This window comes from Enterococcus sp. 3G6_DIV0642, from assembly GCF_002140635.1.
Classification (GTDB): Bacteria; Bacillota; Bacilli; order Lactobacillales; family Enterococcaceae; genus Enterococcus_D; species Enterococcus_D casseliflavus.
Genome location: NZ_NGLH01000001.1, coordinates 1,661,464 through 1,682,994, shown reverse-complemented (window position 1 = coordinate 1,682,994; position 21,531 = coordinate 1,661,464). Strand labels below are relative to the sequence as shown.

24 protein-coding genes are annotated in these 21,531 nt (G+C 42.5%); 1 reads left to right on the top strand and 23 read right to left on the bottom strand.

Features of this window, described 5'->3' with window-relative positions; translation table 11 throughout:
- Nucleotides 1-53: 53 nt before the first annotated feature.
- The 6 genes from A5878_RS07985 to A5878_RS07960 all read right to left on the bottom strand — a co-directional run bounded on the left by A5878_RS07985 (nucleotide 54) and on the right by A5878_RS07960 (nucleotide 4,774).
- A complete protein-coding gene (locus A5878_RS07985; protein WP_086295299.1) occupies nucleotides 54-515 on the bottom strand; it encodes a hypothetical protein in 462 nt (153 codons plus the stop codon).
- A 24-nt stretch (nucleotides 516-539) separates the two neighbouring features.
- A complete protein-coding gene (gene dnaI / locus A5878_RS07980; RefSeq protein ID WP_086295297.1) occupies nucleotides 540-1,469 on the bottom strand; it encodes a primosomal protein DnaI in 930 nt (309 codons plus the stop codon).
- Nucleotides 1,469-2,845, bottom strand: coding sequence for a replication initiation and membrane attachment family protein (locus A5878_RS07975; RefSeq protein ID WP_086295295.1), 1,377 nt, complete (start codon nucleotides 2,843-2,845; stop codon nucleotides 1,469-1,471). The genes dnaI and A5878_RS07975 overlap by 1 nt, the downstream gene beginning before the upstream one ends.
- Before the next feature lie 13 nt (nucleotides 2,846-2,858).
- Complete coding sequence (gene nrdR / locus A5878_RS07970; protein ID WP_005226004.1) at nucleotides 2,859-3,329, bottom strand: transcriptional regulator NrdR; 471 nt, start codon at nucleotides 3,327-3,329, stop codon at nucleotides 2,859-2,861.
- Nucleotides 3,330-3,532: 203 nt separating this feature from the next.
- On the bottom strand, nucleotides 3,533-4,186 hold the full coding sequence (locus A5878_RS07965; RefSeq protein ID WP_086295293.1) for a FusB/FusC family EF-G-binding protein: 654 nt from the start codon (nucleotides 4,184-4,186) through the stop codon (nucleotides 3,533-3,535).
- Nucleotides 4,187-4,435: 249 nt separating this feature from the next.
- On the bottom strand, nucleotides 4,436-4,774 hold the full coding sequence (locus tag A5878_RS07960) for a hypothetical protein (RefSeq protein ID WP_016609515.1): 339 nt from the start codon (nucleotides 4,772-4,774) through the stop codon (nucleotides 4,436-4,438).
- A 168-nt stretch (nucleotides 4,775-4,942) separates the two neighbouring features.
- Between A5878_RS07960 and A5878_RS07955 the strand changes: the two genes are divergently transcribed.
- Nucleotides 4,943-5,722, top strand: coding sequence for an ABC transporter ATP-binding protein (locus A5878_RS07955; protein WP_086295291.1), 780 nt, complete (start codon nucleotides 4,943-4,945; stop codon nucleotides 5,720-5,722).
- Nucleotides 5,723-5,896: 174 nt separating this feature from the next.
- On the opposite strand, the gene coaE is transcribed toward A5878_RS07955, so the two are convergent.
- The 17 genes from coaE to A5878_RS07870 form a co-directional block, all read right to left on the bottom strand.
- On the bottom strand, nucleotides 5,897-6,490 hold the full coding sequence (gene coaE / locus A5878_RS07950) for a dephospho-CoA kinase (RefSeq protein WP_015509632.1): 594 nt from the start codon (nucleotides 6,488-6,490) through the stop codon (nucleotides 5,897-5,899).
- Nucleotides 6,487-7,329, bottom strand: coding sequence for a DNA-formamidopyrimidine glycosylase (mutM, locus tag A5878_RS07945; protein WP_086295289.1), 843 nt, complete (start codon nucleotides 7,327-7,329; stop codon nucleotides 6,487-6,489). Before mutM ends, coaE begins: the two co-directional genes overlap by 4 nt.
- A 15-nt stretch (nucleotides 7,330-7,344) precedes the next feature.
- On the bottom strand, nucleotides 7,345-9,990 hold the full coding sequence (polA, locus tag A5878_RS07940) for a DNA polymerase I (protein ID WP_086295287.1): 2,646 nt from the start codon (nucleotides 9,988-9,990) through the stop codon (nucleotides 7,345-7,347).
- Nucleotides 9,991-10,116: 126 nt separating this feature from the next.
- Nucleotides 10,117-10,809: a Bax inhibitor-1/YccA family protein gene (locus A5878_RS07935; protein ID WP_086295285.1), complete on the bottom strand. Its 693-nt coding sequence runs from the start codon at nucleotides 10,807-10,809 to the stop codon at nucleotides 10,117-10,119.
- Nucleotides 10,802-11,275, bottom strand: coding sequence for a MaoC/PaaZ C-terminal domain-containing protein (locus A5878_RS07930; protein WP_005225996.1), 474 nt, complete (start codon nucleotides 11,273-11,275; stop codon nucleotides 10,802-10,804). The genes A5878_RS07935 and A5878_RS07930 overlap by 8 nt, the downstream gene beginning before the upstream one ends.
- Nucleotides 11,276-11,416: 141 nt before the next feature.
- On the bottom strand, nucleotides 11,417-12,751 hold the full coding sequence (murC, locus tag A5878_RS07925; protein WP_005225995.1) for a UDP-N-acetylmuramate--L-alanine ligase: 1,335 nt from the start codon (nucleotides 12,749-12,751) through the stop codon (nucleotides 11,417-11,419).
- Between the two features lie 114 nt (nucleotides 12,752-12,865).
- A complete protein-coding gene (locus A5878_RS07920; RefSeq protein ID WP_086295283.1) occupies nucleotides 12,866-13,330 on the bottom strand; it encodes a SprT family protein in 465 nt (154 codons plus the stop codon).
- Nucleotides 13,327-15,513, bottom strand: coding sequence for a Tex family protein (locus tag A5878_RS07915; protein WP_086295281.1), 2,187 nt, complete (start codon nucleotides 15,511-15,513; stop codon nucleotides 13,327-13,329). The genes A5878_RS07920 and A5878_RS07915 overlap by 4 nt, the downstream gene beginning before the upstream one ends.
- 137 nt (nucleotides 15,514-15,650) lie before the next feature.
- On the bottom strand, nucleotides 15,651-16,385 hold the full coding sequence (locus A5878_RS07910; protein ID WP_005231330.1) for a metallophosphoesterase family protein: 735 nt from the start codon (nucleotides 16,383-16,385) through the stop codon (nucleotides 15,651-15,653).
- Between the two features lie 165 nt (nucleotides 16,386-16,550).
- Nucleotides 16,551-16,922 carry a VOC family protein gene (locus tag A5878_RS07905; protein WP_015509625.1) on the bottom strand — a complete coding sequence of 124 codons (372 nt, stop codon included), beginning with the start codon at nucleotides 16,920-16,922 and terminating at the stop codon, nucleotides 16,551-16,553.
- 22 nt (nucleotides 16,923-16,944) lie between these two features.
- Nucleotides 16,945-17,358, bottom strand: coding sequence for a DUF1149 family protein (locus A5878_RS07900; RefSeq protein ID WP_005225990.1), 414 nt, complete (start codon nucleotides 17,356-17,358; stop codon nucleotides 16,945-16,947).
- Between the two features lie 92 nt (nucleotides 17,359-17,450).
- Complete coding sequence (locus A5878_RS07895; RefSeq protein WP_005235759.1) at nucleotides 17,451-18,503, bottom strand: SepM family pheromone-processing serine protease; 1,053 nt, start codon at nucleotides 18,501-18,503, stop codon at nucleotides 17,451-17,453.
- Nucleotides 18,493-18,987, bottom strand: coding sequence for a pantetheine-phosphate adenylyltransferase (gene coaD / locus A5878_RS07890; protein WP_086295279.1), 495 nt, complete (start codon nucleotides 18,985-18,987; stop codon nucleotides 18,493-18,495). The genes A5878_RS07895 and coaD overlap by 11 nt, the downstream gene beginning before the upstream one ends.
- A gap of 1 nt (nucleotide 18,988) precedes the next feature.
- Complete coding sequence (rsmD, locus tag A5878_RS07885; protein WP_086295277.1) at nucleotides 18,989-19,543, bottom strand: 16S rRNA (guanine(966)-N(2))-methyltransferase RsmD; 555 nt, start codon at nucleotides 19,541-19,543, stop codon at nucleotides 18,989-18,991.
- A 100-nt stretch (nucleotides 19,544-19,643) separates the two neighbouring features.
- The gene (locus tag A5878_RS07880; RefSeq protein ID WP_005225986.1) at nucleotides 19,644-19,988 is read right to left on the bottom strand and encodes a YlbG family protein; all 345 of its coding nucleotides are present in this window, start codon (nucleotides 19,986-19,988) and stop codon (nucleotides 19,644-19,646) included.
- Nucleotides 19,975-20,403, bottom strand: coding sequence for a YlbF family regulator (locus tag A5878_RS07875; protein ID WP_005225985.1), 429 nt, complete (start codon nucleotides 20,401-20,403; stop codon nucleotides 19,975-19,977). The genes A5878_RS07880 and A5878_RS07875 overlap by 14 nt, the downstream gene beginning before the upstream one ends.
- Nucleotides 20,390-21,520 (bottom strand): CAP-associated domain-containing protein, encoded by a 1,131-nt coding sequence (locus A5878_RS07870; RefSeq protein WP_015509623.1) that lies wholly within the window; start codon nucleotides 21,518-21,520, stop codon nucleotides 20,390-20,392. Before A5878_RS07870 ends, A5878_RS07875 begins: the two co-directional genes overlap by 14 nt.
- Between the last annotated feature and the right edge of the window lie 11 nt (nucleotides 21,521-21,531).

The following is a 21,531-nucleotide window of genomic DNA, read 5'->3' as shown; positions in this document are numbered from 1 at the left end:
TAGAAAAAAATGTGCGTCTTGACTGTGGTGCCATTGCCAAGGCGCACATTGCATTAATCGTTCACTAATTCAACCTTTTGAATCGAGTTACCGGGAATTTGCGGTGGGATCGACATCGTCATGATCGGGACGCCTTGCAGCGACACTTGGACTTTGTCTCCTTCAACTAACTCCTCGATCTCTCCTGAATAGGCCTCGATAGGGACATGGAGAATGACCCCATCATTTTGAAAACTTTGGACGACTTGATCCTCATCTTCAACTGCCGCTACGTCTTTCAAAAATAATTGAAAGGTATCATCTGAACCTGCTCGGGCATCTTCTTGGATAATACCAGTAAAAACCGTCGCTGTTTCGCTCTCTGAAGAACTATTGGCAACGGAACTAGCATTCTCACTTGATTCAGAAGGCGTGTTATCGCCACTTGATGCATTATTGTTTTCGGGACTGCCACAAGCCGTTAACAGCAGCACTGCTGTTAAGGACAAGCCTAGAATCACTTGTTTTTTCATCATCTTCTTCCTCCAGTAATGGTTTTTTTAGGCATCATTTCGTCGATTTTTGCCCGTCATTTGGATCTCTTGTGTCAAGTAACGAATACGCTCCATAATACGTTTGGCTTTCAATGGTTCGGATTCGCCGCGTTGCGTTACTGAAAGATGCTGCTCCAACTCATGCATAGTAAAATTCGAGGTGAAGAACGTCGGGAGTTGCTCTTGCATTCGGTATTGTAGAATCACACCGAAGACTTCATCACGAATCCAACTGCTCATCGCATCCGCACCGATATCGTCCATCATTAAGATTGGGGCTTTTTTCACTGCGTTCAGCTTATCCCCCACCTGATCTTTGCCGATTGCTTGTTTCATCTCTACTGCAAATGTCGGGAAGTGAACCAATGTCGTCGTGTAGCCTGCCTCCGCTAAATCTCTGGCGATCGCGCCAAGCAGATAGGTTTTTCCGATCCCAAAACTCCCCACAAAGTAAAGTCCTTTATGAAACTCCTGTGGATTGGCTGTCAACTCACTAATAAAATCAACGGCAGCTGCGATGGCCTCCATTCGGCCAGGCGTTTGCTGATAATCTGCAAAACTTGCTTCTTGTATATCTTTAGGCATATCCATCGCTTTGATGCGACTGCGGATCTCTTCTTGTTTCTGATATGCCAGTAGTTCTTTGGTTGGTACATAGGTGACGTCAATAAAATGAAAATTTAACGCTAAGCGCGGCTCATAGCCCGGTGCGATCATGGATGGATCATTGATGCGGAATTTCCGCTTTTCTTGGACGAACTCATACAGTTTCGCATAGCTTTTTTGAATATCTGCTTCGGTCAATACCCCTTCATTTTCGGCAATAAACGCTTTGACATCAGGATCTTGTAAAACTTCTGCCATCATTGCTGAAAACTGATCACGGTAATTGCGTTTATCCAATAGTTTTCCTAAGTTTTTCCCTACATCTTCCATTACTTGTCACCAGCTTTCTTATGCAAGTAGTTTTGCAGTTTTTTATCTAATTCTGCTTGTCGCTCTGGCGTTAAGGCTGTCTCTTCCACTGGTTTTTCAGCCCAAGAAGGCAGCTTTTCTTCGCGAATGATTTTTTTGCCGCTGGTTTGTGGTCGGCTGCGTTTTTCCTTGGCACTTCGAACAAGGCTCCGAACATGTTTGATGGCATCTTCTGCCGTGCCAATTTTTAATTCTGACCACTGGGCGGCGATATTGTTCACATAATTCCCTGACAAAGCGGCATTGTTTTGGACCACCAAGACATAATGAACCAGAACATTGATCACACTATTTGGCAATGGTGACCGTTCGACAAGGCTCTTGATCAGCCATTGTTCTGAATCCGTCATGAAACTGTTCTTCTCCGCTTTGATCGCCTTGAGAAAAGCGATCGGTGCATTGTTCTCACTTTCTTGAATCAATAATACATCATTTTCTGAAAAACCATTCTGTTTTAAGGTATTGAAGCGGCGCAACTGACTTTCCGCTTGGGGATCTTCTCTTTTTGATGTTTTCGTGAATGTTTGTCGTGATTTCTTCACGATAGCTTGTTCCAGCTTCTTCTGGTCGACCTCGCCTGTTGTCAAAGAAACATTGTCCGCCATCAAATCCAACAATTCCAACACATCATAGCCATATAAAGAATGGTATAGAACTAACTTTTGTCGAAAACTTGGCGTGAAATTAGCGGCACGGATATACCGACGCTGAGCTTCATATAAAAGAAAGTCCCAATCCAACTGCTTTTCGTCAAGCATCAAGTTCGCCTTGGTTTCTTGAAAAGAATCACTGACTGCCTGTAACGTTTCTTCATGTGAAGCAAAACGTGCGGTATTTAACCCATAGGCGGCTGAGAAGGATTGAGTCACTTCCTGATAATCGGTCAAGGAACACTGCTTTGGTTGATACAGCTTGACCAGCTGATCAAATTTACGCTCCCCGACTCTTTCCAACAACAGATAAGCATACAATTCATCTTGAAAAAACGCTGCTGGATGGACCGGTTCTTGCAACCAATACAGATACGAGCTCCCGTTTTGAGCATCTGCTTTCTCATAAGACTTTAGCAAGCCGATGCCCTCTAAGTTTTGCTTGGCTTTTATGAAGCGAGGCATTCCCGCATTCATGGCATTCAAGATATCTAGATGCACGGTCGTCATCGACTCCTCGCCAGAAAAGCTTTGGGCTTGGACATCGCTTGCGAGTGTCAAATACAACGCTAAAGCATCACTTTCAATAATTGGTTGATACAAATAAATGAGGGCGTCTTTCCCTTCCGTTGTAAGTGGACGGCTTTTGAACACTTTGTACGATTGATTCGGTAAACTATTGCCCACTTGTTGTCCCCCTCTATTCTTGTGGTTCTTTCGCTTTTTCGACGATGTCTTGTAGTTCTTTTAAGAAAACTGACATGTCTTTAAACTGGCGATAGACACTGGCAAAACGGATATAAGCGATCTCGTCTAAATCAACTAAATCCTCCATCACATACTCACCAATCTGTGTTGTAGAAATTTCATTTTCACCAAGAGCACGAACACGACTTTCCACATGATCGACGATCGTTTCCATCTGATCCATTGTCACTGGACGTTTTTCTGCAGAACGAATCAAGCCCCGTAGGATTTTTTCGCGATTGAATTCTTCACGGGCACCATTCTTCTTAATGACAAGTAGGGGTGCCTCTTCGATACGTTCAAATGTTGTAAAGCGATAGCCGCAATTTTCGCATTCACGACGGCGGCGAATCACACGTCCATCATCGGCTTGTCGACTATCAACCACCCTAGAATTGTTATGATGACATTTTGGACATTGCATAGTTCCACCTCATTTTCTCTCTTATGCGCTTACGTATTTACGTAAAGTCATCGGTTTCTATGATTAATTATAACATGAAATCCGTTGGTACAATAGCCAAAGTGGTTTATTCTGTTCATTTAATACAAAATTTAAATAATGTTATAACTACTATTTTTTTGAATTTGAAAAAACGACAGAAATTTTTCTGCCGTTTCATTTCGTTATTTATCTTTCATTTGCAGCAAAGAAACAAAGTCATGCAAATTTGCTGGCTGTTCCATCTGCTGATTGCACCGTTGGCTATCACGGCAAATATAGTTCCCCCGTTTGGTATACGTTCCATCGCCATTGCTTTTCGTCAGAGAAAGAAACATCGAGACATTCCCTGAGACATTCCCTTCATGCTGGCACAAGGGACAGATTCCTTTCTTGACCTCGGTTGAGACATGACCGTGAAGTCCTGTAAAGCCCTGCTCAGTGGCAATGATCATAAACTTGCTTTGACTACCGATATCCTCCCAAGAAAGATAGGTGGTCTCTTTTAAATCAACGGAAGCAAAATCAGGTATTTTCAGTTTTTTTACTTTCCGAAACATTTTTTCAATTTGTTTTGTTGTCGGTACGTGAAAGGGTCGGACGTACTCTTTGAGCTCTGTTAACAGCTCATTGCTGCGACTGATCGTCATCCCCGGTTGAAAGAAAGCAGCTAAAATTGCTCGGGGCGCTGTTTCTTCTTCAGGAAAAAATTGTTCTATGGCGTCTTTTGTCATCGTTTCAACCGTTTTGATCGTTCGAGGATCATTGACCGATTGATACGTTCGTACTAATTGGTATACTTGATGTTTAATTGAATGAAATTGGTAAGGTTCGATCATAAAAAAGCCTTCTTTCTAATTTTTCGTTTCCTATTGCGGCTGTTCTACTTTCTTGACAGTCGTACACAATGCATAAATAAGCATTTGATGACCACCTCCCAATTTCTTTGCTGCTTTCCATGCGATCTTAATGGATTATAATGAGAGGTTGAGCAATTGTCAACTGTGTAGGTGTTTGTCTTTCAACCTCTCTTTGGTCTCATTAACCAAAAAATGCCTCGTCTAGAAGACGAAGGCATCCATGTTTGTTTATAATTTATCTTCAATTCCTGTGTAATGCTTCAACTGGTCTGCATCCCGTCGATCATTCGAAGAAATTTTATTTGCATCGGGATTTTCAGCTCGCAATAATTCTTCGCTGCTGACATTTTCAGGGGTGGTTCGATCATTGCGGGCATCACGCTCATCATTTTGATCATCTAGTTCATTGACTCGTTTTTGATCGTGCTCTTTCTTGATTTGACCTTCTTGTGCTTGTTCTTTTCCAGAGTGGGCAAGTTCTTCATTGTTGGTCCACTCACCGATTTTTTCTTTGGCTTTGCCAACGATCACATCTTTTTCATCTTTAAAAGTACCCATAGTTATCATCCCTCCTGTATACTTTCATCATAACAAGCATTCTGATTTCTGACAAAAGATATGAATACGATACCAAACAGTCAGCAAAATGCTTTTCTTTATGCTATAATATGAGCGATTATTTTCTGAATATTCATACAACTGGAGGTGAAGAACCTGTCTAAGGTTCGACAATAGATGACAATCCTCGATTTCCAACAGGTTTCTTTCGTTCGCGACAAGAACTATTTATTAAAAGCAATCAATTGGCAAGTGAAAAAAAATGAGCATTGGGCGATTTTAGGGCTGAATGGTGCTGGCAAAAGTTTATTACTCCAAATGATCACGGGAAGCTTATGGCCTTCTTCTGGTCAACGAACGGTCTTAGGTGAGCGTTACGGAAAAACGTCTGTGCCCGATCTTCAACGGCGCATTGGTTGGGTCAGTTCAGCGCTGCAAAGCAAGTTTTATGGTCGCGATCTTGCCGAAGAAATCGTTCTTTCGGGGCTTTATTCCAGTATTGGTCTTTATGCGTCCTACGAAGAAGAGCAGCTGATCCAAGCAAAAGAGCTTTTGGCTGACTTAGGTTTGTCGCATCTGATCCATCGTTCCTATCATGTCTTTTCGCAAGGGGAAAAACAATTTGTCATGATCGCACGTGCCATGATGGCACAACCAGAGATCCTCATTTTGGACGAACCTTGTACGGGCCTTGATTTATTTGCGCGAGAAGAACTGCTAACCCGTCTGCAGGCTTTTTCACAGCTGCCGAATACGCCGACTCTTCTTTACGTTACCCATCATACGGAAGAGCTACTACCGATTTTCACTCATTTGCTGATGTTAAAAAACGGCAAAGTCCACGCCGCTGGTCAACGAGAGACGATTTTTACTGAGGAGGTTCTCACCTCTTTTTATGATCAGCCGATCATTCTTCACCCCTTTTCCAGCAATCGCGTGATCGTGACCCCAAAATAAATCAGGGCTGGTACTTTGATATTTAACCATTCATACACGATCGTCTTACTTTCCAAACCAAACAGTTTCCGACATGTTTCAGCGCCAGTTGTTTTTGGAAATGATAGGGCTAGGTTTGCTATTGAAAGATAAAATAGCAGGTTCCCTTTTACTGAAGGGAACCTGCTGTCTTATCTATTTGTTTAAGGATGCTAACCAATCATCGATCTGCTGATTGAGTTGGGCGATCGTTCCTTGATTATCAAAGACAATATCTGCCCGTTGTTTCTTTTTCTCAATGGAAAGCTGACTGTCGATTCGTTGTTGCGCTTCTTGCTCACTCAGTTGATTACGTGCCATCAACCGCTCTTTTTGAAGCGCTTCTGGCACATAAACGACTGCGGTTTGATCCATGTATTGGTCGTAGTCGGCTTCATAAAGCAAAGGAATGTCAACGATCAACAAGGGCACTTGCTGCCTTTTTTCTTCGATCTGAGACAAAATCTCTTGTCGAATAAATGGCGACAGCGTCTGATTCAGCAAGCGACGTTTTTCTGGATCATTAAATATCAGGGCACCGAGGGTTTGCCGATCCAGGTGTCCGTCATCGGTCAAAATCTGCGGACCAAAGGCTTGTGTCACCGCCTGCAAGCCCTCCGTATTCGGTTCAACGACTTCTCTGGCGATGATATCGGCATCAATAATCGGTAAGCCCAGTGAGCGAAAATGCGCGACTGCGGTACTTTTCCCAGTGGCGATCCCGCCAGTGACCCCTAAGACAAAACTCATTTGCTGGACCTCACATGCAATTTTTGGCACTGAGGACAAAAGTGCGTCCCCCGTTGGGCAACCTTGGTCTTGACGATTGGTGTCCCGCATCGCCCGCAAGGATTGCCCGTTTGGCCATAGACATTTAATGACATTTGGAATTTTCCTGCTTCGCCCAATGCATTGAGATAGGTCCGAATGGTTGTCCCCCCTGCTTCAACGGCGCGTTCCAAGACATCGATGATCGCTTGATGCAACACGTTGGCTTCTGCTGGGGTGAGCGAATCTGCTGGTTGTTCAGGATGGATCTTCGCTTGCCATAGCGCCTCATCTACATAAATATTGCCCAAACCAGTCACAAGTTTTTGATCTAACAAAAGGGGTTTGATGGCTTTTTTAGACCGCTTCAATCCTTGCTCAAATGCTTCTAATAAAAACAATTCAGGCTTAGGCTCAGGACCTAATTGCATGATGCCTTTATAGGCTGCGCTTTGGTCTTTATCCACTAAAGTCATACGACCAAATTTTCTTACATCATGGTAATTTAACTGACTGCCATCCGTAAAATGGAAAATGACATGTGTATGTTTATCGACAATCGGTTCTGACTCAAAATACTCGTACTTGCCTTCCATTCGTAGATGAGAGATCAGATCATAATCTGTCAATTTAAAAATCAAAAATTTTCCACGTCGTTCAAATCTTTCAAAACGTTGCCCTTTCAACAGTGCCGAAAAGATCGGCACTTCAGGACTTTCGATGATTCGTGGCCAAAGGATCTCGACCGATTCGATCGTTTTATTTAAAACAAGTTTTTCAAGTCCTTTGCGGACCGTTTCAACTTCTGGTAATTCAGGCACCTCTGTTCACCTCATTTATTTTGCATCGTACCATGTTTTGCCCCAATTGCTGTCTGTCAGTAAAGGGACATGCAATGCAACGGCTTGCTCCATCACTTCTTTCACTAAAGCGTCAAGACGAGGCAATTCAGATTCAGGTACTTCAAAGACTAGTTCATCGTGTACTTGCAGCAGCATCGTTGCTGCTAATTTTTCTTCTTTCAAACGTTTCGCCAAATCGATCATGGCAATCTTTAAGATATCCGCCGCACTGCCTTGGATCGGTGTATTGATGGCGGTTCTTTCAGCAAAAGTCCGAATATTGAAATTGCGCGAATTGATATCAGGTAGGTAACGACGGCGATGATACAAGGTTTCAACGTACCCTTTGTCCTTCGCCTCACGAACCACATCCTCCATATACGTTTTCACACCAGGATATTTTTCAAAATACGTATCAATATATTGTTGGGCGGCTTTTCTGGTGATTCCTAGATTCTGGGATAAGCCATAATCGGAAATACCATAAACGATACCAAAGTTGACCGCTTTGGCTTGACGACGCATATTTGGTGTCACATCTTCTGCTTTTTCGATACCAAAGACTCGCATCGCTGTGCTTGAGTGGATATCTTGACCTTCGATAAAGGCTTCTTTCAAATGGGTATCATCTGATATATGTGCCAACACTCGTAATTCGATTTGAGAGTAGTCAGAAGAATAGATCACCCAATCAGCTTCTCGTGGCACAAAGGCTTCACGGATCTTTCGACCTTCTTCTAAACGAATCGGAATGTTTTGCAGGTTCGGATCGACAGAACTTAATCGACCAGTTTGGGTCAAGGTTTGTACATATCGTGTATGGACTTTGCCATCCCCTTGGATCACTTTTAATAATCCTTCTACATAGGTTGATTGGATCTTAGCGATTTGACGATAAGTCAAAATGTCTTCAACGATCGGTGCTTGCTCTTTTAGTTGTTCTAACACATCGACTGCTGTCGAATAGCCAGTTTTGGTTTTTTTGATGACTGGTAAGCCCATTTTTTCAAATAAGATCACACCCAATTGTTTCGGTGAGTTTAAATTGAAGGTTTCACCAGCTTCGGCATAGATTTTTTCTTCAATTTCATGCAACCGTTGCGCAAATTCGCCCTTCATCTGATGCAAGCGAGACGCATCAACTTTGATTCCAGTAATCTCCATCTCAGCTAAAATCATTGATAAAGGCAATTCCATTTCTTCAAATAGCGCTGTTTGATTCTTCGCTGCCAATTCTTCCGTAAGCTTTGGTGTTAGGTTCGTAATCGCTGCTACTTTACGGGCTAAATGAGCAAAGAAGTCTTCCTCATCCGCTGGCAGACCTTTTTTCGCACCTTTTCCATAAATCGCTTCATCCGATTGGATCGCATCATAGCCATAGTGAGCGGCAACACCTGCGATGTCATTATTCGTATCATTCGTGTCTAAAAGATAAGCTGCCAATAAAACATCAAAAGCGATTCCTTTTGGTGCTGTCGTGTATCGGTTTAATGCCACATACGTGCGTTTGGCATCATAGACGAATTTTTTACGTTCCTCGTCTTTTAACCAATTGGTAAAGACTGGACTTTCAAACAATTCTTCACGATTGCTGACATAAATTTTTTCTTGATTGCCCCAAGCAACACCGACGATGTCTTCCAAATGATAGTTATCCCCCATCATCTCGACATACAATGCCGTGTCTCCTTGGAACATATCTTCTGTTACTTCTTCAACGACCGAAAATAAAATGTCTTCCATCTCAACTGGTTCGGCTGTAATCTGCAACTTCTCTAAGAAGCTATTAAAGTTCATTTCTTGGTAGAATGGCACCAATTTCTCTAAATCTTTGCCTTCATATTTCAGTTTGTCGACATCGACCTCAATGGGCGCATCCACATCGATGGTTGCTAATTGTTTTGAAAGAAAGGCGATCTCACGGTCATTGATCAGGTTTTCTTTCATCTTGCTTTTTTTCATTTCATCGATGTGTTCATAGATCCCCTCAACGGAGCCATATTCCTTCAATAGCTTGATGGCTGTCTTCTCACCAATTTTGGTGACACCAGGAATATTATCGGAAGCATCGCCGGCTAGTCCTTTCATGTCGATGATTTGTAAGGGCGTTAGGCCGTCATATTTTTCAGCCACATGAGCGGGCGTATAACTTTCAATTTCGCTAACTCCTTTGACCGTAATGTCAACTTTCACGTGCTCCGTTGCCAGCTGGGTCAAATCGCGATCGCCAGATAAAACGACGACATCAAACAGCTCTTTGTCGACTTTATTTGCCAATGTGCCAATGATATCATCGGCTTCGTAGTTATCTAATTCGTAGTATTGAACACCTAACGCGTTGATCAATTCGCGAATGTAAGGCATTTGTTCTTTGAATTCCCCAGGGGTTTTTGAACGTCCACCTTTATAGTCTTCATACATTGCTGTTCTGAAGGTGGTTTTTCCAGCATCAAAAGCCACTAAAACATGTGTTGGCTGTTCTTTTGCCATCACATTTTCAAACATAGTATGAAACGCATAGATGGCATTTGTGTGCAGCCCATTGGCATTTTTAAACCGTTCTAATGAATTATGCAACGCAAAAAACGCGCGAAAAGCCACACTATTCCCATCAACGAGTAGTAATTTATTTTTTGGCATTTGATTACTCCTTTTCTCAAAAAGTTCCTCTTTATTCTATCAAAGAACGGGCACAAAAGCGATGAATTGCTTTGTTTTCTCTCTTATTTTATGCAAAAAAAAAGGCGAGTTTCCTCGCACTTTTTTTTAGTTGTTTTTCCCAAAGATTCGCAATAACGCAAGGAATAAGTTGATAAAGTCCAAATACAGTTGTAATGCCATGAAAACGGCCATTCCTGTATTTGCGCCACCATTCGTTGCGAAATATACATTGCGGATTTGCTGATTGTCATAGGCGGTGATTCCCATAAAGACAAAGACGGTCACGATCGATAAGAAAAAGTCAACCGGTTGACTGCGTAAAATAAATACATTCAAGAGCGTTGAGATGATGATCCCGATCAACAGACCATAGCCGATACGACCAACCACACTTAGATCACGTTTAGTCATGATCCCAAATGCTGACATGACACCAAAAGTGACAGCTGCTGAAACAAATGCTCCCACGATCGATCCAAAGTCATAGATCATCAGTGTCACAGACAAGGTCAATCCATTCAAGAGCGAATAGACTAAAAAGCCAGCAACGGTCAAGGACGGATTTTTCTGCGCCTTCACCCCTAATACAATAACTAGAATGATCTGTAAGATCCAAAGACCAGTAAATCCTAGCGGAAAGTTGCTGATAAATTGTAGGGTTTGCGCTTGAAAGACTTCCCCAAATATATAGGCTGAGATCGCACTGATCGCAAGTCCAACGCCGAAGAATAAATACACTTTTGAATAAAAGCGATTTAAGCCTTGGGCTTGGACGGTTTCATTATTTAAATTATTCATCTTGTTGTTCCTCCTCATTTTCTGCTACTGCTTTTGGCGGCTGGACCATGACCACAGCATCTAAAATACGATGATCTTCTGTGTTGATCGCTTCAACCGAAATAGTTACCACGTCTTTCATTTTATCCACTTTGATCACTTCGAATTCAAAGGTCAACGTTTCATAATGATATACAGGTTCAATAAAGTTTACCGAAAAATTGACTACATGAGAGCCAGGACCAGGCAAATGTTTCGATACGGCACTGGTGATGATCCCCATCAACATAATGGATGGTACGATGGGACGCTGGTACTCAGTTTTTTGCGTGTAGTCATGTTGTATATACAAAGGATTGGCATCATTAGTCAGCCCTAAATATAACAACAGTTGATTGTCTTCGATCGATTCTGTTAAGGATAACGAATCGCCTTCCTCGATATCTTCAATACTTTTTCCTATTTTTCGCGGTTTCCCTATATTCAAAATTTAATTCCTCCAAAAAGAATAGTTTCATCTGAGTATATTCTATCAGATGCCGACAAAAGTGCAAGTTCGCGGTGCTGCTTTTGCAAAAACTTCAGATGTAAAAAACTCTTGCAGCAAACACGCCACAAGAGTCTTTGATTACAATACGTTACGAGTTGTATTGCTTAATAGTTTTTCATAGGCTGTCTCAAATTTTTGCACATCGCCTGCTCCCATGAAAATCACGACAGCATTTTGATGATCCAATAGCGGAGATACGTTCTCTTCTTTGATCACAGTTCCGCCTTTTTGAATTTTCTTGCCTAGATCTTCAATTTTAACATCTCCTCGTGATTCACGAGCAGATCCAAAAATGTCACATAGATAGACATGGTCTGCAAGATCCAATGCTTCCGCAAATTCATCCATCAAAGCGATCGTGCGGGTAAAGGTATGTGGTTGGAAGACAGCAATAATTTCTTTCTCTGGATATTTTTGACGAGCGCCATCGATCGTTGCTTTGATTTCTGCAGGATGGTGGGCGTAGTCGTCCACGATCGTCATATCCGCCACGATTTTTTCGCTAAAGCGGCGTTTCACTCCAGGAAATGAAATCATCTCAGCGGCAACTTCTTTCATATCCAATCCTTCTTTGTAAGCCACAGCGATCACACTTAATGCGTTGTTGATGTTGTGCTGACCAAACGCTGGTAAGACAAAATGGCCAATATTTTCACCATGGATGAAGACGTCGAACTCTGAACCTTGGGTGGTGCGTTCAATATTTTTTGCTTGGACATCGTCGTTATCGTTGACTCCGTAATAGTAGATTGGGACATCGGCTTCAAGTTTACGCAAGTATTCATCATCACCAAAAGCAAAGATGCCTTTTTTCACTTGACTTGCCATCGATTGAAAGGCTGAGAAGACATCCTCGATCGAGTGGAAGTAGTCTGGGTGATCAAAATCGATGTTGGTCATGATTGCATAATCCGGTGAATACGCTAAGAAATGACGACGGTATTCACAGGCTTCAAATGAAAAGAATTCCGCATCAGGTTCCCCATGACCGGTGCCATCGCCAATCAAGAAACTTGTTGGACGGATGCCGCTTAAGACATGAGAAAGCAATCCTGTCGTACTGGTTTTTCCGTGAGAACCGGTCACCGCAATACTCGTATAGGGCTGAATGAATTGGCCAATAAAGTCATGATAACGAGTAACTTCTAAACCAAGTTCTTTTGCCCGTACGATTTCTTCGTGGGTGTCAGGGAAAGCATTCCCTTGGATAATGACCATTTCTGGTTGAATGTTTGCTTTATCGAAAGGCAACAATTTGATCGCTGCTTTTTCTAGATCACGTTGAGTGAAGAAATATTCTTCCACATCAGAGCCTTGTACTTGGTAGCCTTTTTCGTGCAGAATCAAAGCCAATGAACTCATACCGGAACCTTTGATTCCAACAAAATGATGTATTTTGTTTTGATTTTCCATTATTATAATCCTCTTTTCTCAAATCCGCGTCGTAAAAAAACGCGTGTATTGACAAATATCAGGTTGTCACACGACCTACATTATCATACAAAATGAAAAAAATAGCAACGAGTTTTATTTTTCGACTTGACTTTTCTCATCATTTCCTATTTCTAGCAAACGTCCACGACATTTTCCACAAACATATTTTTTGATATCCACACGTCGCTGCCGCCGAATCTCGCAGCCGCAATTTTGGCATCGATAGCGATGTTTGGCTGTCCTTTTGGCAGGAGGTGCATAACGCAAGCCTCCCGTTCTTGCCAGCAATGCTTTAAAGGCAGGATCTTGGTGACGGTGACCAAGACCTGCTAAGTGCAAATGATAATGACACAATTCATGCTTGATAATGCCGATAAAAACCTCCATCCCGTGTTCTGTGAGCATGGTTGGATTGAAATCCAAGTGGTGATCACTTAGATGGTAGCGGCCACCGGTTGTTTTTAAGCGAGAATTAAACACCGCTCGATGCGTGAATGGTTTGTTGAAAACAGACAGCGACAGCTCTTCCACCAACCGCTGCAGTTCTTGTTGGGTCATTTTGCATTTCCCGGATCGACCATGGTTAAACTGATACGGCCTTTTTTGACATCTACTTGCTCGATCCAAACGGTTACGACATCACCAACGGAAACAACGTCTTTCGGATGCTTTACAAACGAACGGCTCAGCTTCGACAAATGCACCAGTCCATCTTGTTTGACACCGATATCGACGAAAGCACCAAAGTCGATCACATTTCGAACCGTTCCCTTCAGTTCCATTCCCGGTTTTAGGTCCTCCATACTCAGCACATCTTTGCGCAATAATGGGGCTGGCATTTCATCACGCATATCGCGTCCAGGCTGCATTAACGCCTTTAGGATATCCGTGATGGTTTCTTTGCCGACTGACAATTTTGCGGAAAGCTCCGCTGGGCGTAGTTGGGCAAGTTTCGCTTTATTTTCTTCCATTTGCTCTTTCCCTAGCTCCGCTAAAGAAATACCCGCGATCGCCAAAATTTCTTTGGCAGTGTCATAACTTTCTGGATGGATCCCGGTATTGTCCAAAATGACTTTTCCGCCAGGTATCCGCATAAAGCCGATCGCCTGTTCATAAGCTTTTGGTCCTAAGCGAGGGACTTTTTTCAGTTGATTCCGCTGCGTAAATACACCATTTTCTTCTCGATAAGTCACGATATTTTGAGCAGTGGTTTTATTTAAACCAGCTACATGCTGCAAGAGTGCCGCACTTGCGGTATTGACGTCAACGCCAACTTGGTTGACAACAGTCTCAACAACAAAATCCAATTGTTCAGCGAGGCGTTTTTGCGAAACGTCATGCTGGTATTGTCCGACGCCCACGGATTGTGGATCAATTTTGACTAATTCTGCCAAGGGATCTTGCAGACGGCGACCAATACTGATGGCGCTGCGTTCTTCCACTTGCAGATCAGGGAATTCTTGACGAGCGATCGGACTGGCAGAATAAACAGAAGCGCCTGCCTCATTCACGATCACATAATATACTTCTTGATCGATCAATTTTAATTGTTCAGCGACGAATTGCTCTGATTCCCGACTCGCAGTCCCATTACCGATTGCGACCATCTCGACTTTATAGGTTTGTAATAAGCGACGAAACGCTGGTCCGGCAGCTTCTCGCTTATTCATAGGCGCTGGTTTATGAGGATAGATCACTTCGATCGCTAGTACTTTTCCAGTCTCATCAATGACGGCTAGTTTACAGCCTGTACGATACGCTGGATCAAAACCTAAAACGACTTTGCCCTTCAATGGCGGCTGCAGCAACAGATTGCGAAGATTTTCTCCAAAAATCGCAATTGCTTGTTCGTCAGCTTTTTCTGTCAATTCATTGCGGATCTCTCGTTCGATGGCTGGTGAAATAAACCGTTTCAGCGCATCAGCAGCTGCAGCTTCAACAAAACCGGCTGCGGGTGAATCCCTATTCGTGATCAATTTGCGACGTAGGTAATCCATGATTTTTTCTTCATCTGCCACAAGGGCGACCTTCAAGATGTCTTCTTGTTCCCCACGATTAGTGGCTAAAATTCGGTGGGACACCATCTTATTGATAGGATGCTGGAAATCGTAATACATTTCATAAACGCCTTTTTCATCTTTTTCAGCATTTTTGACCGTGCTTTGATACAGTCCTTTGTTTGTGTAATAGCTGCGGATCCAACTACGAAACTCTGCAGTATCACCAACGCCTTCTGCAATGATCTCGTGCGCGCCTGCTAAGGCATCTTCTACAGTAGGAACAGCATCACTGATAAATTCGGCCGCTTTTTCTTGAACGTCACCTGCTTTTGGGAAGCTTAACAGCCACTGAGCAAATGGTTCCAAGCCGTTCTCTTTGGCGATCGTCGCTTTGGTGCGTCGTTTTTGTTTATAAGGACGATACAGGTCTTCGACGGCCTGCATTTTTGTCGCAGCTAAAATCGCCTGTGATAGTTCAGGCGTTAGCTTTTCTTGTTCTTCTATCAAACGCAAAACCTCTTGCTTGCGTTTCTCTAAGTTTTCTAAGTATTGGTATCGCACTTCAATTTCTCGAATCTGAACTTCGTCAAGTCCATTCGTCATTTCTTTACGGTAGCGGGCAATAAAGGGGACGGTATTTCCTTCTTGCAATAACTGCAACACCGTACTGATTTGTTTTTGGGTAAAAGCGGTTAATTCTTGTTTTACTAAATCAAGTACCTCTTGATTCATTTCTGCCATTTGTTCTCACCTTTCCTTTGTTGCTTTTGCTATTTTAACATAAAAAAGACAGCCATTGAGCGAACAAGATTGCACGAAAACAATGTTGCTTTCGCGACTCTTGTTATGGCTGCTTTTGTCTTTTCTCAAAAAGACTTTTAAAAGTCTGGTTGCCAAGGACCTGCTAAATTTTGGTATTCGATGTCCTGAACGATCCCTTTGTCATCAAAAATCACGCCATGCACCGATCCACCAAATACTGCCCCGCCATCGATGCCGATTTTGTCGTCTTGTTGCCATAGATCCGTCGTCTGCATATCTCCATGCAGCATGGGCGTGATGGTATGGCCAAAAACGATCGTTTTTCCTGTACGGTTTTTTCCTTTATGAAACGGCTCGCGAATCCAGATAAAATCATGGTCTGCGGTCTTACGCCAATCTTTTTTACTTAAATCCACGCCCGCATGAACAAAGAGATACTTTCCCCATTCGTAATAAAGCGGTCGCTCCATCAAAAACTCTATTAAGTCTCGATAGCTACTGCGGATCATTAAGGCGATTTCCGTCGGCGAATACTCCTCAGTAGCGCCTGTATGCAAAAGACTTTCAATCGTTTCTTTGCCGCCATTGCGTACGTAAGCGGCAAACCAATCCTCAGGGGCATTTAGAAATTGCAGAAAATACTCCTCGTGATTGCCGCGTAAATAAATCGCTTGGTATTCTTCGACTAACTTTTTTCCCAGAAAAAAACACTCTTTTGACTTCGGCCCCCGATCATTTAAGTCTCCAATCAAAAGCAGCTGATGGAGCTTAGGGTCATAATCGGTAAGAAGTTTTTTAAACAGATCGGCCATTCCATGAATATCACTGATTGCATATAGATAGTTTTGCATAGTCATTTCCTCCTTAAAGGCAATTGATTCTCTTGTTATCAATTTTAGACCTTTGCCTGTAAAATGTCTTGCAATAAAACGAAAAAACCAACCATTTGTCCTGAACAGTACGACAACATAAAGTCGGGTTCAAAAGGACGAATGATTGGTTACGATCGACAAAAGCTATTTTCCTGATACAGCAAAATAATTGCCATCCGGATCGGCAAAATTGAAAACCAGTTGTTCTTCCATCTGAATCAATTCACCCACTTCTGCTTCCATCTCTAAAAGCTTCTTATAAAGTATCGTAATATCTTCTGCAAAAAACATGATCGATGGGGAATTCAAAGCGACTTCAGGTGAATGTGTTTCGATAAACTCACGGTCATATAAGACAAAATGTGCCTCCGCCTCTTTTGATGGCGCGATTTCAACGACGGATGTTCCATCAACGGTTTGTTGTTCAATGATCACAAACCCTAGTTCTTGCCAAAACTCAACTGCTTTCGTCACATCGTCAACGTATAGCATCACTTGCATTTGATTGGAAAACAATGGGCATCCCTCCTATTTCTCGTTATTCGTCTGCTTCCTTCGCTTCTTGCGCAGCGTTCGAATTGGTATTAAAGTTCAATTGTAAACCTGGTTTGTCGGTCACGATCTCTGTCACTTCATAAGTCAAGCGTTTGACGATATCAAACAAGGGCTCAACCAAGCGATCAGTTTCGGCTTTCGTCAAATCCTCTCCAGAATTGACTTTGCGATTCAAAATATGATTGACTTGTCCGACACGTCCTGACAAAACGTAATCAGGGAACACCAATTGGAATTCTAAGCGGGCACCAATAATACTGTTTTTTTCCATATATTCTTCATCTTTGACTTTTAACGGCGCAAAGCCGACATTCAATTTTGTTTCCATTTCTTTGTCTTTCGGTTTCATATCAAAATGATATGCTTCAACGATCGGTTGTTGTCTTTTTAATTCCACTAGATTCACACTCCTTATCTAAAAGTATAGCATAACCTTTTCTTTGAGCCTACTGTATTCTTTAGACAATAAAAAAAACGGCAAGTGCCGTTTTAATTTGCTTCTTTTAGTGTTGCTAGGTAGTCCAATGCATCTTGGACATTGGCGATCGGAACGATTTTCATGTCTGTGTCTAACTTCTTCGCTGCTGCCACTGCCTCTTCGTAATTCGTTTTAATGGAAGGATCTATTTCACGCTCTTCATCAGTGATTTCATCGTCCGGAGCAAAAAAGATTTCTGCTCCACTTTCGCTGGCACTCGCTACTTTTTTGTCAATCCCACCGATTCGACCAACCGTCCCATCAGCTGAGATCGTTCCGGTTCCAGCAATATTATGGCCTTTACGCAAGTTATCTCCAGTTAGCTGTTCATAGATTTCAAGGGTGAACATCAACCCAGCTGAAGGCCCGCCGATATTGCCAGAATCGATCACGATCTCTTCATCAGAAGTGATCTCTGTATGATCGACGAGTGAGATACCGATACCTGCTTTTTGATTGCTTTCCAGTTCAATTAATTTGCCTGTTGCTTCTTTTTCTTCACCATCTTGCAAGTAAGTTACGGTGATCTCATCACCAATGGTTTGACTTTGTACATAGTCGATAAAGTCTTGGCTACTTTTAAATTCTTTGCCATTGACAGCGGTGACGGTATCTCCAACGGATATTTTCCCCGCAAAACTGGAATTTGGATCGATCCCCATGACATAGACCCCTTTATAGGTCATTTCATAAGGTAAGTCTGCCAGCTTTAATGCTTGCTCAATCGCACTATTTTGCGAGGATTCCATATAATAGCGCTGGATGCGATTGTACTCCTCATCTGTCGCACCGCCTAAAAGTTCTTCCTCACTGATCAAGTCTTGAAATTCATTGAATTTCGTTCCAATCGCCGTAAACACGGTAGCCTGTCGAATCCCGACACTGGTTAAAGAAAAGGAGCCGGCTGAGGTGTCTTCTTTTTGATTGACGGTAATCAATTCTTTTAAATCGATCGTTGCACCAGGTTGCTCGATATAATAAGGAATCGGCAAAAAGGCACAGGCTGCGATGATCAGTGCTAAAACAAACAAGAGAACATATTTGATCGTTGATTTAAGATTCATTGGTATCACGCTTCTTTACTATAGCATCGTAGATATTTTGTGGTAAATATTCCGCCACATCGCCGTTAAAGGTTAAGATTTCTTTCAACAAACTGGAGCTGATGAAACTATGCTTTGCATCTGCTAAAAGAAAGACGGTCTCCAGGGAAGGTTCTAAGTGATGATTCATTTCCATGATGTCCCGCTCATACTCATAATCTTTCACACTGCGAATGCCTCTAAGCAGAAACTGTGCGTCTAGTTTTTTCGCGATCGTGACCGTCAGCTCCGTTTCTTGCGCCAGAATCTTGACGTTTGGAATATGAGCGAGGGCTTCTTCAATTAGATGAACTTTTTCTTCACTTGTAAAAAAACTTTTTTTATTGGTATTTGTAAAAACACCCACGATCAGTTCATCAAAAAGCGTTGCGCCTCGCTCAATCAGATCCACATGACCTGACGTCAGCGGATCAAAACTTCCTGGAAATAAAGCAATCTTTTTCATGTTATCCCTCATTTCTATAGATCGTCACCGCAGATATGCCATAGGTTTGGGCGCGCATCAAATGCAAAGAACCAATCTTTTCTGGCAAGACGATGGACTTATCTGTTTCGCAAACCACATAACCAAACGGACGAATCAATTCATCCTTCAGCATAGCTTCTAGCTGTTGCAGGATCTCTTGCTTTGCGTAAGGTGGATCTAAAAATAGATAGTCAAAACTTTGTCCCTCAGCTGCAAACTGGCGTAAGGCTTGATTGGCATCCATTTTTAGTACCGTGAACTTTTCTGGTTCTTTGGTTATTGCAATATTTTCACGGATCACTTTGATAGCTGGAAAACTACGGTCGACACAAACGGCATGCTCCGCACCACGAGAGACCGCTTCGATCGCTAAGCCCCCGCTCCCACTAAACAGATCCAGTACAACTCCTCCATCTAAATATTGCCCTAACATGTTAAAGATCGCCCCTTTTACTTTGTCTGTCGTGGGACGAGTGTTATCTCCAGCAAGACTTTTTAATCTGCGGCCACCATATTCTCCGGCTACTACACGCATGCGTTTTTCCCTCCAAGATCTTCGTAAATACAAATATAGCACTGTTTCTATAAATAGCAATAAAAAAATGGCGGTGACTCAAGGCACCCCCACTTTTCTATTACACGTTTTCTGCCAATCGAATCATCGTATTTTTTTCTTCGATATCAAACCCTTCATCTTTCACTGGATAGGCTGCTGATGTACCAATTTTTTCAGCAAAATCCATTTCGACATCTGGTCGATAGGAAGCTTCAACTTGTCGAACAAAGTGAAACTGCTCGATTTTTGTTTTTTTGCTTTCGTATTCTTCTTCGTTCAAATACATGACCACGTATTTCATTTTGCGTGACACATAATGAACGAAGCCAAAACGACGCAAATTTTTTAGTTGACGTAGGCTGTAGACCCATACGATCAATCCTCGACGCTTCTGCATCGTAAAAGGCGTTTTATCCTCGTGCATGACAATTTCCTCCACAACTTGATTTTGATTGAAAAAAAGGACTTCCAGCATCCACTTTGACAGTTGGTGAAAAACACGTAGAAATCGCTACGGTCAGTTCATCCAGCAAACGCTGCAGCTGCGTTTCACTCCAGCGGTACTCGCTCACTTGCTCATTGAGATCCAGCTGTCGCTTAGCTGTGCGCATCGCACGCTTTTTCTCTTTGAAATCAGGGGCATATGCGCCGTACGCTTCAATTCTTTCAAAATCCAGCTTTTTTTCTAAAAACGTTCGCATCAATTCCTGAGCAACAGGATCTTGATGCATGGTTTGTTTCGCTATTTGATAGTTTCTACACGTTTCACTCGCTTTGATTGCCGTCACAAGTGAATCGATTTGATCTTCAATCTCGAAAAAGGCTTCATCGTAAATCATCTGATGTACTATCCTCGGTCCCTTCTACATCTTCTTGCACTAAGACTACCATATTTGCTTCAGAAAAAGCAATTCCTATCTTTTCTGATTGTTCATGGGTCAAACGTTCAGTAAATCTTGGGTTACTGAACCAAGATAAAATAGTAAAGGTTGGATCATAGACAGGCGCTTCAAAAATCGAAGCAGAAGCCTCTAACTCCTTCGCTGCTAATAACTCCTGCCACTCATCGTTCGTCAAAACAAAATTACTCGTTTTTTCCGAAGAAAGAGCACGTTGATAGGAATGGATGCGTTGAGAGGTCAAATGATCCGATAGATTATTCGTCAAATCCGCTAAAAGTCCGACCGCATCTTGATGCGTCTGGGTATCTTGTACAAAGCTTTCCAAACCGATTTGATTACGAAGCTTATCAATAATGACAAAGGCTAACGTCTCTTTTTCAAGATCAGCTTGTGCTTGGTCAATCGTTTGCGAAACTTGAAACAGCGGTCGTTCTCCTTCTGTCAAGGGATAGGGCGCTAACTTAAGCAGGGTCGTCTGATCCAAATAAGTGATCGCCTGCAGTTGAGCCGTCTCTTGATCAAAGAATAAAACAGCAAATGTCCCATTATCAAACGCTACTAAGGGTCGGTAGTTCATGTCTTCTTCCATCAATTCAAAACTGATGGTGCGATCATTTTGTGTCAAGGTAAAATTTGGATAAATCATGGTCAGCTCAGTCAAGTCAGTCAAGGTCATGCCCATTGCAAAGGGCGCTAGGGAAGATCCCCCGGCGCCAATCACTTTGATTGCCTGCACACTCTCACCATCAGTATTGATCTCAACATATTGCTGATCGTCTAATTGATTGTAGACCCGAATTTCAAACTCGTAGCCCGAGCGATACGTTTGAACTGGAAGCCCATAGATTTCTTCAAAATCAGAAACGGGCTCCCCAATCAATTCAGCTAACCCTTGAGCTGCGATTGGTTCGTAATTCATGGTCGTTGGTGCTTTGATTGGGTTCTCGATCGTCATTCTTGAATCTGAAGCGTTTTGCATGAATACTGGCTGCAAATACACGATTATCAGGGCTAGGACAAATAAGCCGCAAAATAATAATCCCCTTCGCTTCATCTGCTGATCGA

Bases quoted from the DNA above. Each gene is read 5' to 3' on its own strand.
- A5878_RS07985 (WP_086295299.1), bottom strand. From the start codon at position 515: ATGATGAAAAAACAAGTGATTCTAGGCTTGTCCTTAACAGCAGTGCTG.
- dnaI (WP_086295297.1), bottom strand. From the start codon at position 1,469: ATGGAAGATGTAGGGAAAAACTTAGGAAAACTATTGGATAAACGCAAT.
- nrdR (WP_005226004.1), bottom strand. From the start codon at position 3,329: ATGCAATGTCCAAAATGTCATCATAACAATTCTAGGGTGGTTGATAGT.
- A5878_RS07965 (WP_086295293.1), bottom strand. From the start codon at position 4,186: ATGATCGAACCTTACCAATTTCATTCAATTAAACATCAAGTATACCAA.
- A5878_RS07960 (WP_016609515.1), bottom strand. From the start codon at position 4,774: ATGATAACTATGGGTACTTTTAAAGATGAAAAAGATGTGATCGTTGGC.
- A5878_RS07955 (WP_086295291.1), top strand. From the start codon at position 4,943: ATGACAATCCTCGATTTCCAACAGGTTTCTTTCGTTCGCGACAAGAAC.
- coaE (WP_015509632.1), bottom strand. From the start codon at position 6,490: ATGAGTTTTGTCTTAGGGGTCACTGGCGGGATCGCCACTGGGAAAAGT.
- polA (WP_086295287.1), bottom strand. From the start codon at position 9,990: ATGCCAAAAAATAAATTACTACTCGTTGATGGGAATAGTGTGGCTTTT.
- A5878_RS07935 (WP_086295285.1), bottom strand. From the start codon at position 10,809: ATGAATAATTTAAATAATGAAACCGTCCAAGCCCAAGGCTTAAATCGC.
- murC (WP_005225995.1), bottom strand. From the start codon at position 12,751: ATGGAAAATCAAAACAAAATACATCATTTTGTTGGAATCAAAGGTTCC.
- A5878_RS07920 (WP_086295283.1), bottom strand. From the start codon at position 13,330: ATGACCCAACAAGAACTGCAGCGGTTGGTGGAAGAGCTGTCGCTGTCT.
- A5878_RS07915 (WP_086295281.1), bottom strand. From the start codon at position 15,513: ATGGCAGAAATGAATCAAGAGGTACTTGATTTAGTAAAACAAGAATTA.
- A5878_RS07910 (WP_005231330.1), bottom strand. From the start codon at position 16,385: ATGCAAAACTATCTATATGCAATCAGTGATATTCATGGAATGGCCGAT.
- A5878_RS07895 (WP_005235759.1), bottom strand. From the start codon at position 18,503: ATGAATCTTAAATCAACGATCAAATATGTTCTCTTGTTTGTTTTAGCA.
- coaD (WP_086295279.1), bottom strand. From the start codon at position 18,987: ATGAAAAAGATTGCTTTATTTCCAGGAAGTTTTGATCCGCTGACGTCA.
- rsmD (WP_086295277.1), bottom strand. From the start codon at position 19,543: ATGCGTGTAGTAGCCGGAGAATATGGTGGCCGCAGATTAAAAAGTCTT.
- A5878_RS07880 (WP_005225986.1), bottom strand. From the start codon at position 19,988: ATGCACGAGGATAAAACGCCTTTTACGATGCAGAAGCGTCGAGGATTG.
- A5878_RS07875 (WP_005225985.1), bottom strand. From the start codon at position 20,403: ATGATTTACGATGAAGCCTTTTTCGAGATTGAAGATCAAATCGATTCA.
- A5878_RS07870 (WP_015509623.1), bottom strand. From the start codon at position 21,520: ATGAAGCGAAGGGGATTATTATTTTGCGGCTTATTTGTCCTAGCCCTG.